Raw genomic sequence first — 12,512 nt, 5'->3', positions numbered from 1 at the left:
ACCCCCCCTTCTCAATAATCAATGCCGTATGGACTTAACAACGGCCGCTATGAGCGAGGAACGGAAGTTCGTTTTCAGGTAACATACTCCATATGCAAGAGGTTCTCTAAAAGAGAATGGGGCGTCTAAGCGGGATATTTACCGCTTCGCGGCACTCTTATGCTCGGAGACGCAACCTGTACCACCACTTTCTGATGCCCCCGCGAGGGCATCAGAAAGTTATTATCTGAAAAACACCCGCGCGGTCATCAGGGACAAGCGTTGCAATGGTAGTCTTTCCATTTCAGGAATCAGGGTTTAGGGAGCTGCAGAGCAGCAAACGCCGTTAAGCGCTCATTTTAAATGGGTATTAAGGAAAAAGAGGTACTTTATGAAGCTTAAACATCTGGGCACATCGGTGCTGCTGGCGGCAATGGTTTGCTGGAGTAGTTTATCTACAGCAACCAGTGAGCAGGAAGTGAATGCAAGGCTCGATCAACTTTTCAATACACACCAGGAATATCATAATTTTCTCGATAACCTGCAAACACAGCTCATCAGCGAAAATAAAGTAGAAGTAGCGAAACTGATTTCTTACCCCATTAAAGTTAATATTGATGGTAAAAAGATTAAAATAAAAACGCCGCAACAGCTTATCAAATTATACGGTTCCATTTTTACCCCTGCTCTGGTGAAAGTAGTTAATACCCAGCAGTATAAAGATCTGCTTATCAACGCTCAGGGCGTAATGATTGGCAACGGGCAAATATGGTTTTCCTCTGTTTGCGGAGATAATCAGTGTAAAAAATCAACCGTGCTAATTACCACCATCAATAAATAGGGTACTGTCGTATCAAGACGAGGCCGGGTAATATTCTGCTTTTTTTGATATTACCTGACCCCAACTTTGATCCGGCTCGCCTGCAGAAGCCTGTATGGTCCCTTTTATATCAATGAATAATGTATCTACTGGCATCTGGTGTACCTACTCAGCCTGTGTAGTCAGGTCACGGGAATAACCCTCTTATAGTACAATAATCCCCTGTCTCCAAACTGACCTTAACTAACAGAGAACAGTCCGGCTTCAGCTTCCTGCCATATATCGATCGTAATATTGGCCGGGCGGGTATTCGTGGAACGTAGTCCCGCTCGAAAACCGTCTGGAATTCCAGATTCGCACTAACATCTCATTTTTGGCATTTATCTACAGGGCCTGCCTGATAATTTGTTTTGTATCAATTATCACCTGCGTTTTTTTTATTTTACTTCAGTTGTCTCCTTCATTCCTTAAAACCTTAAAAGGATTATTTATGAGAACAATACAGTCACCAGGTAAATATATCCAGGGGCCAGACGCACTGTCCTCCCTGAACGGCTATATCAAACCATTAGGTTCACGCTGGTTAGTCCTTGCAGATCCGGTGATGCAACAGCATCTGCACCGCTTTTCTGCTCAGGGTACTGACGAACTGCATTTCCATACAGAGTTATTTAAAGGGGAGTGCTCTCACCAAGAGATTCAGCGTATCTCCGCGCTGGCTGAACGCCACCAGTGTGAGGGGATAATTGGTTTTGGCGGTGGAAAAGTCTTCGACACAGCCAAAGCGGTAGCCTTTTACCAGAACCTGCGATCGGTCATGCTGCCGACCGTTGCTTCCACTGATGCACCAACGAGTGCTCATTCGGTTATCTACACCGAAGATGGAGAGTTCGACCAGTATCTGTTCTCTCATTCCAACCCGGACATGGTGGTTGTTGACAGTACCATTATTGCCAATGCCCCGGCTCGCCTGCTGGTGAGCGGTATGGGAGATGCGCTTTCTACCTGGTTCGAAGCGCAGGCGTGTTATGAATCCCGTTCCACTAATATGTTTGGTGGGCAAACCACTCGCGCAGCGCTGACACTAGCTCGTTTATGCTATGACACGCTACTGCAGGAAGGCAAAAAGGCAAAAATATCGGTGGAGCAAAAAGTCTCCTGCCGATCACTGGAACGTATCATTGAAGCCAACACTTATCTCAGTGGCATTGGCTTTGAAAGTAGTGGGCTTGCTGCAGCACATGCCATCCATAACGGTCTGACCCTGCTTGATGACTGCCGCCGTTTCTTCCACGGAGAAAAAGTGGCATTTGGCACACTGGCACAGCTGGTGTTGCAGAACAGCAGCAATGCACAGATTGACGAGGTGTTGGATTTCTGTGTCTCCGTTGGTCTGCCAGTATGTCTTGAGCAGCTCGGCGTGACCGAAGATGTGCAGAAAAAAATGCGCCTCGTGGCAGGCAAAAGCTGCAGCGAGGGAGAAACCATTTTCAATATGCCATTCAGTATCACCACCGAAAACGTATACAGTGCCCTGATTATCGCCGACCAACTGGGACGTCAGAAACTGGGCCTGACAGCGCAAAAATAACCTCCTGTTTAGAGAAAACAAAGGTAATGTTATGAGTCAGTTTTTTATGAATCAGAAGGCAGACCTGGTCAGTGAAGCGCTGGAAGGTATGTTATGCACCTGCCCTTTCAATAATCTGGCAATGCTTGATGCCGGACGGGATATCCGCATAGTGGTTCGTCGGGACTGGGATAAGCGCAATGTTGCGATTATTTCCGGCGGAGGCGCAGGCCATGAACCAGCACACGCGGGTTTTGTCGGCAGAGGTATGCTTACCGCGGCCGTCTGTGGCGACGTTTTTGCCTCGCCAAGTGTTGATGCGGTGCTGAGTGCCATCATTAACGTCACCGGCGATTCGGGCTGTCTGCTTATCGTCAAAAACTATACCGGCGATCGTCTTAACTTCGGCCTGGCGGCGGAGAAAGCGCGCAAACTTGGCTACCGTGTGGAGCTGGTCATGGTGCGTGACGACATTTCCCTACCGGACAATCCACAGCCGCGTGGCGTGGCGGGAACGGCACTGGTGCATAAGATTGCGGGTTTCGTCGCCGAACAGGGGAAAACGCTTGAAGAGGTCACCGCAGCGGCACAGGATGCGATCACTAAAGTGGCAAGTATCGGCGTAGCCTTCTCCAGCTGTAATATTCCGGGAGAAAATCGTGGGGATCGTGTACAGAACGGCACCTGCGAACTGGGCATGGGGATCCACGGTGAACCTGGCGTAGAGACACTGCAATTCCAGTCCGGGGGGGAGCTGGTCAGCCTGATGGTGGACAAGCTACTGAGTGCAGCTGATAAATGCAGCAGCAAAGCGCTGCTGATAAACAACCTGGGTGGTTTTTCCGCGCTAGAAATGTCACTGCTGACGCGCGAAGTGCTTCGTTCATCACTGGCCGGTGACATTGAACTGCTGGCTGGACCGGCAACGGTCGTCAGCGCGCTGGACATGAAAGGCTTTTCTCTGTCGGTCATTTCACTGACGGATGCCCTGCGCGAAGCACTGCTGGCGCCAGTGGACGTGGCTGGGTGGCCAGCACTGGTCAGGCCCCATAAACCTGAAAGGGTAGTGGCAGCAAACCGAATTCCGGAACATCGCTTTGTCCCTTCCAGGAATGAGATAACCCAGAGTGTGCTGGCAACGATCTGCAAGACGTTAATCAGAGCTGAGTCTGAACTGAATGCACTGGACGTGCTGGTCGGTGATGGTGATACGGGTTCCACCTTCGCGGGTGGAGCCCGACGGATACTGTCAGCCCTGGAAAGCGGTCTGCTTCCTCTTGATAAACCCGACGATCTGATGATTGCTGTCGGAGAGCATCTGGCCACTGCCATGGGGGGTTCCAGCGGCGTACTGATGTCTATTATGTTCAACGCCAGTGGGCAAAAAATGGCCGAAGGAAAAACTTTGGGGGAATCAATTAGTTACGGCCTGAGCCGTATGCAGTACTATGGTGGGGCAAATATTGGTGACCGTACCATGGTTGATGCACTCAGCCCGGCCTTCTCCTGTATCATTCAGGGGGGGCGATTATCTGAGGTCGCCAGAGCAGCGCATACCGGTGCTGAGAGTACCTGCTCAATGGCTAAAGCTAAAGCCGGGCGGTCATCCTACCTCACCAGCGATAATCTCGATGGTGTGAAGGATCCGGGGGCATATGCAGTTGAGCTTGTCTTTGCGGAGCTGAATAAAAGACTATCTTGAATATGGTCAGTAAATTCAGTGCGTTACTAGTTTCAGGTGGCTGTAAAAAGCACTCGCTCAGACCTAAGCTGGCAGTTACGGGGTTTGAGGGCCAATGAAACGAAAACGCACGTTTATAATGTAATGCATTGTTAGTATTAGATTTTTATTTCCTTATGCTCAGTGGGACGAAAACTCACGCTAAGGGATTCTGATGATGTAATTATTAAAAAGGATCCACATGGGATCCTTTTTTCGCTGTGATTTTGCAGCTTGACTCCTACAGGGCCTTGTAACTGATACCGAATTCCCCGCCACACCGCTAAATATGCGAAGCAATACCTGCTCTGTAGTGCTTCAGGTGTTACAATCAGTGCACAAGGGCTCTGATATGCTGTTACCGACATTATTACATTCATCTCAGAGCGCAAGAGTCGCTGCCTGCCCGGAGGTAATTGTGCCAACTGGGCAATTTCTTCAGACCTTACTTAATATTTGGCATCGAGATATTTATTAAATTTCTAATAGGTACACACTGGTTAGAGGCACTAAAGCACAATGCTGTCGATTATTGCATTGATAAATAGCATCAATCCTCTCTTAGCGCTACCAGACCATAAGTCGCAAACAAACACTGCAGTCGGAATGGGTAAAGTGAAGCTGCGGTCAAGGTGCATCCCTATGTTCGTGGGCTGTAAAGCCCGCTAACAACTCCGTTATAGATATCGAAGTATTTTTTGAGAAGTTTCTCATGATATATTAATTTAAAGTTGGGGATGTATGAATGCCTATAACTCAAGCGTACAGCCAGGATATCAGAAAGAATATTAGTATTTACTTACTGAAAACACTGATGTAGGTGAGTGAGAAATAGTAATGTCATATTTTTCTTTATGCGAAAAACATTCAACGGATCCGCCAATGTATTAACATGACCGTTTTATTCAATGGGGCACAGATCAATGAGCCTACAATGTTTGATTGTATCATTTACCAATGGTTGAGGAGGCTTCATATGAAAAAAACTCTATTTTCCAATTGGGTGAATATTGTTACTCCAGTAAAAAAGTGTTGATAGCGAGCATTCAAAATTATCTTGCCAGGACTAATGATGGAGAGGTAAGCCATCCTGAAACTATTCAAAAGCTGCATTACCTTTTGTTAATGCACCCTAAGGCAAAGTATAAAATAGGCGCAGGCGTCAAAAAATTTTTAGTAACATCTAATGAATTGGGGTCAGGTAAGGGTTTTGAAATATTACGATATGACAATACGAAGGAACGTTTTTCATACAAAACTTGTATCAATGGTCAAAAACAGACTCAACGCTCAAAGTCCGTTGAGGCCCTTCGTTTTTCTATTAGACAACAAATGATTGATTTTAGAAAAAGTTTAAAGTTGCCTTTAAACTGTGCAATATCTGGTTTGCCTATACATCATCATGATGAAATCCATATCGATCATCGCATTCCATTTTGGGAGCTGGTTTTAAATTTTCTTCATGAATATAATTACTCATTAATTCAGTTAGAAACTTGTGGTTCTGGTGAATATTTAAAACTCATTGATGAAAACATAATCAAGGAGTTTTATTATTATCATAAAAAAACAGCCATACTTCAACCAACATTAATAAAATATAATATTGAAAAAAGTGGCAGAGCATCATATTGATAATTTGGCCAGCAGGGGTATTTGAACACCTGTCTACGTTGTTGAGCGGCTTGCAGAGATCGAGCAGGAACGGCAAAGAGCCGCGCTATCAGGCAAAATAATACACTGAGCATGATAGTTCCGGGTGGTGTGCCAGATTCTGAATTTTGGTCAACTCATTCTCCCTATTTTCCATCTTATGATAAAACGGAGCTGCAGGTGGGTGATTTTTTGCTGCGGTAAGGCAGGGACGAATATTCAGCGGTAAGTTTGCAACCGGAGTGTGATACACGACCCGCAAAATGACAGGGAAATACAGGTATGGACATGAATGAATGCAGAAAGAGTGTGCAGGCCATTGACGAACAGATGTTGTATCTGGCCTCCCATGGTGTGAGAAGGCCAGTGGATATCCTGGAGCATATGGCCGGGCAGATGCCGGTATTGCATCGCATCTGGACAGAAGTCTCTGACGGGCAACTGTCGGAACTGGCCGCTGAGTTTCCGGGGTTTCGTGCCCTTGCGGTGATGACGGAGGCCGCCTGGCTGGCAGTGCAGAGCAAAACTTCCCGGTCATACGATGACATGCCGGTGTTCAGCGACCGCTACAGATAATGGGTGAACAGTACACTCACGCGGGGGGCGGAGCTGGAGCAGGACTGGCAGCGCTGTCGGAAAAGCGGCGATGTCGACGGGACCCCTGAGCTGCTGCAGTTGTGCCGGGCCTGGAAACAGGATGTGCAGGATTTGCTGGCCACGCTGAAGGCCGATGCGCAGATTTTACCGTCACAGCGGGCCTGTGTCGCGGCAGTTCTGCTCCCCATGATAGACCGCATCGTCAGCCCGTCTGCGCTGCAGAACGAAAGGAGTCAGAAATGAGCCATGACCGCCCGGTTCTGTCCCTGAAGCGAAAAACCGTGACGCCGGAGACCGGCGATACTTCGTCAGTAATGCCTACCCGCCGCACGGTGATACTGGCTGCCGGGCCGGAGGCAGCGTATCTCCGGTATCCGCGCCAGCCAGTCCCGGGTGTCCACATGGTCGCCCTCCCCGGCTGATGTCGGCAGAGCAGGCCGTCAGCCTCTTCAGTCAGACCTGGTCGGCGTTGTTTGAGGGGCAGCAACTGCGCCCAATGAAGAAAGGTATCCGGGAAGATATCTTTGCCGATATCGCGGCCCGTCCGTGTCCCGAAAAAAGGTACGGCGTGGCTGGCTGAGTCTCACCCGCAGCGAAACGTACGTGGCAGTACGGGTTTCCGTCAGCCCCGCTTTGGGCCTGACGGGCAATCCGTTGGCGTAGTGACAAAAATGAAGCCGGGTTCAGCCAGCAACAAGTGAGGAAAGTGGGAGCCTGAGTGCGGGGTTATCTGTCGCCAGAGACCAGGTTACAGCCTTGAGGGAAACACCCATCATGGCTAATCAGGCAATCTGGACAAGCGTTGTCGTTTATTACAGGCTTTCCAGAGCCAGCTTTCCATGATGTAAACAATACAGGCGACGGCAATCGAGTTTATGGCAGGCACTCCCCGGGTATATTCGAGGCCTACAACACAACCCGCCAGACTTGCGATAATGGCCATCCAGCCTGTGTCCGGGGTGAAATCAGGCAGGGTGTTACGGGTATTGCTTTCGCGAAGCGTTTCCCGGTGTGTTTTCAGGACGTAGTAATCCATTAACATCACCCCAATAACGGGCGGAAATATAACCCCCAGCAGTGTCAGAAAATCCACGAACATATCCAGAATACCCAGGACGGACAGCGTGGTTCCCAGTATTCCTATGACTATCGTGGTGGGTGTATATCGCAGTCTGATACCGGTGAGTCCCTCAACCACATTGGCAATGCCCAGCGTCGAAGAATAGAGATTGATATCATTGATACGTAAGGTTGAAAACACCACAATCAGGAGCCCGATATTACCGGCCCCCTGTGACATAATGGCCACAATGTCGGAAGTGCCTGACACGCGTGATATCAGAATAGCGAGCCCGTTGACAACGACTTCACCGGAAACAACCGTTAACAGGGTAATACCGAATACCTGGCGCGAATTTCTGGAATACCGTGTTAAGTCCGGGGTGATCAGGCTGGCGACAATGGCTCCACCAACAACAATAGTAGTACCGGCACTAATGGATAACCGATGCCCGGTGGGCGGCATCAACAGGATTTCTGTAATCGTATGGTCTTTTAAGGTGTGGTATGAAATAAAGGCAATCAACGAAACAAAAAGCGGAACCGCAATCCGCGCCGCAATTTTCAGTGCCCGAAAGCCAAAAGCCACCAGAAAAGTCAGAAACAGGCCTGATGCCGAGGCAGCAAGGGGAAAACCCGGACGACCATGCAGGGCCGCATTCAACGAGCGGGCAAAAATCGCGTTCTGAACGCCAAACCATCCGAGAAGGCTCACCGCAACCACCAGACCGATGAGCACAGAACCGTTGCGCCCGAAGCCGCACCAGCGTGCCAGCAGACTGCCGGAAATCCCCTCCCGCATCCCCGCCAGACCCAGCCCCCAGGTGACGAGCCCGAATAATAGTCCTCCTGCAGCAATCGCTACCAACGCTGCCGACAGCGTCATCGAATTACCCAGCACGGCCCCCATCATGAACTGGTCCAGTGCGGTTATCATTCCCATATGAACGATGGCAACGCTCAGAAAAGACGCTTTTCTGTCCGCTGGTACCCGGCTCAGGGGAAAATCATCAAATTTTAACATTGGAAAAACACCTTATATTAAATGAACACAATGCTTTTATTCAGAAGACTTGGGGGGATATAACTGTTCAGAGCTGTATGGCGGCAGTATTCAACAAATTGTTCACGGGAATGCACATCAGCTTTGTAATATATTTCCTGCACCCTGTTACCGATTGTCCGGGCACTCAGGTTATAAACTCTGGCAATTTCTTTAATGGAGAATCGCTGGAGTAACAAAAAAATAATATCGTGTTCCGCTGCGGTGAAATTGCCCTGGCCGGTAACCTCAGTTGTCAGAATGCCTGGTTTAGTTTTGGAGATAAAACTCAGCGGGGAGAGAGAGGTCAGCGGTTTTGCATTCCACACAATGCACACCAGCTCGCCTGTCGCGCTAAATACAGGCGTTTTTTCACTAATGAACGGTAACAGATGGCCCTGCCCGTACCAGTAATCGGTTTCAATTACCGTCACTTTTTTCCGCGATAGCCCGGTCACGCGGTCATGCTCGATTAAGTCAGCAGACAACTCAGCCCAGCAGGCCGGAAACTCCGCATCATACTTTCCTTCAAAGTCAAAATTTGACGGTGTCAGCGTATAGCTCAGGGCTGCAGCATTCATGTAAAGATGACGTGAATCCGGGAGTTTGAGCCCCCAGGGTTCATCCAGATGTTCCAGCATGCTGACTAAAAGAGAAATATCCGAACCAGAGTCAGAAGGCAGAACCTTACTCATTTCGCACAGACCACCGGCTACAGTTCTTTGGACAGGTAATGCCGGCTGAACTTTCTGGCATAACCATCCAGTTTGCCGTATTCACGGTAACCCAACTTCTCGTAAAACCCGCGAGCCTGGAAACTGAAGGTGTCCACGTAAGTCATGTGGCATCCCCGCTTCCGGGCTTCCATTTCCGCCCTTAACATAAGGGCCCTGCCGTATCCCTTCCGGCGTTCTTCTTCTGCTACCCAGAGATACTGTATTTCCAGCGCTCCCCACCACGTCTGGGCGACCAGTCCCCCTGAAAGCATATCGCCATTATAAATGGACAACATGAAAGGACGTATATCCACCGGAGCCCAGGCTTCATTATGTGTCCAGAGGTTATCGATGATGAGGTGCTTCGTTTTTTCATCAGGACGATCGCTAAAATGAATATTCATAAAAATTCCCTGTTAAAGGCGGATTTACAGAAGCTATTAGGTGACAAAAATCTCAAAACAACCAACCCCATGCCTTTTTTTGGCAGAATATTCAGAACATTCTCTAACTAGTGATTTAGCTGAACTAAACAGTGGTGCAGTATCAGAAATGGGATTTAGAATATGCTGGATAAAAGCAGGCTGACAGTAACCTGGCTCATATCCCGCTACTAATCTTGTCTGCGTATTGCGCCATCCCTCCCTGTCACCAGTCGAATCTGTCTTTCAGAGCTATTTTAGCTCTGGCCCAGCATTTTCATCAGCGTACCTTAAAAGCAAAGCACCGAGATAATTTAGAAACTTTTTTGGCATTATTCAGAAACGGAAGCGAATATCACTGCAAAAAAGGTTTTTTCTCTAAAATAATCAGCCTGGAAACACCTTATTTGCTTTTACTAATACCTCCTCAATTTCTGGTCGCAACGCCAGGAGATATGGCCTGGATGGGGGTGAAATCCGGTGATATGACCGAGGCGACGGCACGAGGGTGAGCGCTGAGGGCGAGAACAACGTCCAGACCCGCCAGGGTGCCAGGGCCTTCCTGCTAGGGCATAATCAGATGGATAGCGGAAAAGACCGAAATTTCCAGCCGTTCGTGAAAGTCAACTGGCTGCATAACACGAAGCGTAATGGCGTGGTGATGAATGGCGTATCGCTGGAGCAGGCCGGGGCTGTCAATGTCGGGGAAGTAAAACTCGGTGCAGAAGGCCAGTTGATCCGCCAGACAGCGCTGTGGGGAAACGTGAGGCAGTAACTGGGAGACAGAGTACAGCAACACGGCGGCCATGGTGGGCATTAAGTACTCATTTTAATCAACCACAGAAATCATCCGATCGGCCCTGTGCACTCCGCAGGGCCAACTGGAGCGTTGAACCCGATGTTCTGGTCATTTTTCGAACTAACGCTCAAAACAGGTGATGCAAACAATCAACAGAGGGGCGCAGATAGGTATGAAAAAGAAGCGGCAGCTATCCCGAATTCAGAAAAAAATTCTGCCTTTGATTCTAAAAACTGAGTCCTTTTCTTCAGACCCTATGTCCTTACGAAACATCGGACGAACGGTTGGGGAAGTCAATATACATTATTCCTGTCATTCGCTGGAAAGCCTGGGGCTTATCAGTCTTCAGCGATCCCGGACTCGCCAGCTGTTTCTTAAACTGACTGATGCAGGGAGGACGGTGGCGGCACGGTTACAGGAAGAGGCATATACGGCGGAAAAGGAACGACGTCAACAAGAGGAATGCCGGGTTCTGCCATTTCGTCCTCCCGGAAGAGAGACACTGGATATTGAGGTGTATATCAGAGGGAGACCATACACTGCTAATCGAGCAACGTTCATTATTCGAGTGGACGGATCCGTTAGCCTCGCTCTGTCGAGTAAAAACAGCGGTCAGGCCTGGCTGAATGGTGATGCTGTGCAAGTGGCTGAGTGGTATCAGATCTGCTATGACGCCGGGTTATCGGTGAATGTGCAGGTTAATGATAGCTTATGGTCTCCGGCGGCCCCCGCCTTGGCCTCAATGACCAGCCAGCCAGTCGGTGCGGTGACGGAGAGTGAAACTGGGTAGCGCGGGGTTATCTGTCGGCCAGTGCCTGCGACTGCATATTCCGACCCAAACCGATCATTGATTCCGATGCAGTCCGATCGCACTTTCCGATTTAATTCGACCACGGATTCTGATTTGCTCCGGCCAGATTTAGTCATCTGTCGGAATCCATGATTTAATTTCTGACGCATGCCAGCAGCCGTGCCCTGCCTGCGGTCTCGCTCAAGTTAGAGGGCAATATCGGGGGCCCCACTCCGGATGAAGCAGTTTTCGGCCCCCCAGTCGGGCCAGTGCAAGCGCCACCAGATCGCAGAATGCCAGATGATGCGCAGGATTATTGCCCGATTGTCATTGAATTTCTTCAGGCGAGTCTCAACAATCGCCTGCATCATATAAATACCGGGATTCTGGTTGAGTGTGCGGTTCCACAGGGAACGATGAGGAAGTGGAAAACACCGTGTGATTCGCTGCACCTTTCTGCACAGGCGCGCACCAGGACATAAGCATTTCTCGTGTTGATAGACTCGCCGTTTGCACATTGCCTTACGAGCCTCGTTTAGGCTGTCTGTATCCATCCATTTAGCAATTCGGTTGTGGTAGTCATTATGGAACAGCGGCTTATCATTGGTAAATTTGGCATTTGTCGTAAGGTGAAGATAATCCAGGCTTGAACATTCCTTCTCCATGCCACAGTTTCTACCACTATACTCTGCTCTGGATTAACTCGAGCTAATCCCCCAGCCCTTTCTCATCAAGAAGGTACTCCCTACGAATGGCTCTTTGTTTATCCACTGATAACTTATTCAGTTCCAAGGCAAGCTCGATAACCGGCACAGGTAAAGACATCACCTCGCGCCCATCAGAGCCCCTTGCATTTTCAACCTGCTGCAGCAATGCATTTAACATTTGTTTGATAACGATACTTCGCTGGGCGTCCGACAAAAACTCGGCCAGAGTCATCATTAACTGCAGGTCTCTTTTTATACAGCACTCATCATCAGTCTGACTTACATCTTCCCCTAACAGCCAGGCTGAGCTTAGGCCCGTTGCCCGGGCTATTTTTTGTACCTGCTCAATGCCATTAGGCACAGAGTCACCCGCAACATAGCCCCGAATAGTGGAATAAGGGATATCACATTTCTGCGCTAAATCGCGCATGGAATCCCCTGTCATAGTGAGCAGCTCGGCAAGTCTGACACTAAAATTGCTCTTAATCATCACACACCAGGCATGTAACCATATGAATAGAATAGCAATTGCAGAGATTATCTAAAATTAGTTATTTTATGCCTTTATTTCTCTAATTTTAGATATACCCTGTTTGTATAAATTGCAGACAGTTTCCCTTTGCAGATTCAAACACTGC

The 12,512-nt window shown here is 48.8% G+C and carries 13 protein-coding genes; 8 read left to right on the top strand and 5 right to left on the bottom strand.

The genetic code is table 11. From position 1 onward, the window contains the following. Positions 1 to 370: 370 nt before the first annotated feature. From CNE01S_RS23290 to CNE01S_RS23265, 6 genes are all read left to right on the top strand, one after another. Positions 371 to 820, top strand: coding sequence for a hypothetical protein (locus CNE01S_RS23290; RefSeq protein WP_061278993.1), 450 nt, complete (start codon positions 371 to 373; stop codon positions 818 to 820). A 469-nt stretch (positions 821 to 1,289) separates the two neighbouring features. Continuing rightward, positions 1,290 to 2,390: a glycerol dehydrogenase gene (locus CNE01S_RS23285; protein ID WP_061278992.1), complete on the top strand. Its 1,101-nt coding sequence runs from the start codon at positions 1,290 to 1,292 to the stop codon at positions 2,388 to 2,390. A gap of 31 nt (positions 2,391 to 2,421) precedes the next feature. Beyond that, positions 2,422 to 4,071, top strand: a complete 1,650-nt coding sequence (locus CNE01S_RS23280; protein ID WP_061278991.1) for a dihydroxyacetone kinase subunit DhaK — start codon at positions 2,422 to 2,424, stop codon at positions 4,069 to 4,071. A gap of 975 nt (positions 4,072 to 5,046) precedes the next feature. Then, positions 5,047 to 5,724: a DUF3223 domain-containing protein gene (locus CNE01S_RS23275; RefSeq protein ID WP_061278990.1), complete on the top strand. Its 678-nt coding sequence runs from the start codon at positions 5,047 to 5,049 to the stop codon at positions 5,722 to 5,724. Positions 5,725 to 6,030: 306 nt separating this feature from the next. Continuing rightward, positions 6,031 to 6,318, top strand: a complete 288-nt coding sequence (locus tag CNE01S_RS23270) for a hypothetical protein (protein WP_138089324.1) — start codon at positions 6,031 to 6,033, stop codon at positions 6,316 to 6,318. A gap of 3 nt (positions 6,319 to 6,321) precedes the next feature. After that, positions 6,322 to 6,582: a hypothetical protein gene (locus tag CNE01S_RS23265; protein WP_061278988.1), complete on the top strand. Its 261-nt coding sequence runs from the start codon at positions 6,322 to 6,324 to the stop codon at positions 6,580 to 6,582. A 535-nt stretch (positions 6,583 to 7,117) separates the two neighbouring features. Here CNE01S_RS23265 and CNE01S_RS23255 read toward each other — a convergent pair. From CNE01S_RS23255 to CNE01S_RS23245, 3 genes are read right to left on the bottom strand one after another with little or no spacing between them, the layout of a single operon-like run. Then, complete coding sequence (locus CNE01S_RS23255) at positions 7,118 to 8,422, bottom strand: cytosine permease (protein ID WP_061278986.1); 1,305 nt, start codon at positions 8,420 to 8,422, stop codon at positions 7,118 to 7,120. A 17-nt stretch (positions 8,423 to 8,439) separates the two neighbouring features. Beyond that, positions 8,440 to 9,135, bottom strand: coding sequence for a LuxR C-terminal-related transcriptional regulator (locus CNE01S_RS23250; RefSeq protein WP_061278985.1), 696 nt, complete (start codon positions 9,133 to 9,135; stop codon positions 8,440 to 8,442). A gap of 17 nt (positions 9,136 to 9,152) precedes the next feature. Next, positions 9,153 to 9,560 (bottom strand): GNAT family N-acetyltransferase, encoded by a 408-nt coding sequence (locus CNE01S_RS23245; RefSeq protein ID WP_061278984.1) that lies wholly within the window; start codon positions 9,558 to 9,560, stop codon positions 9,153 to 9,155. A gap of 526 nt (positions 9,561 to 10,086) precedes the next feature. Between CNE01S_RS23245 and CNE01S_RS24895 the strand changes: the two genes are divergently transcribed. After that, on the top strand, positions 10,087 to 10,353 hold the full coding sequence (locus CNE01S_RS24895; RefSeq protein WP_072279221.1) for an autotransporter outer membrane beta-barrel domain-containing protein: 267 nt from the start codon (positions 10,087 to 10,089) through the stop codon (positions 10,351 to 10,353). Between the two features lie 163 nt (positions 10,354 to 10,516). Then, positions 10,517 to 11,167 carry a hypothetical protein gene (locus tag CNE01S_RS23235; protein ID WP_061278982.1) on the top strand — a complete coding sequence of 217 codons (651 nt, stop codon included), beginning with the start codon at positions 10,517 to 10,519 and terminating at the stop codon, positions 11,165 to 11,167. A gap of 206 nt (positions 11,168 to 11,373) precedes the next feature. Here CNE01S_RS23235 and CNE01S_RS23230 read toward each other — a convergent pair whose 3' ends face one another. After that, positions 11,374 to 11,832, bottom strand: a complete 459-nt coding sequence (locus tag CNE01S_RS23230; protein WP_061278981.1) for a hypothetical protein — start codon at positions 11,830 to 11,832, stop codon at positions 11,374 to 11,376. 43 nt (positions 11,833 to 11,875) lie between these two features. Then, entirely contained in the window at positions 11,876 to 12,364 is a 489-nt protein-coding gene (locus CNE01S_RS23225) for a helix-turn-helix domain-containing protein (RefSeq protein ID WP_061278980.1), read from the bottom strand. Positions 12,365 to 12,512 lie beyond the last annotated feature (148 nt).

Source organism: Cedecea neteri NBRC 105707 = ATCC 33855 (assembly GCF_001571265.1).
GTDB classification, from domain to species: domain Bacteria; phylum Pseudomonadota; class Gammaproteobacteria; order Enterobacterales; family Enterobacteriaceae; genus Cedecea; species Cedecea neteri.
This window is presented reverse-complemented; position numbering and strand designations above follow the sequence as displayed.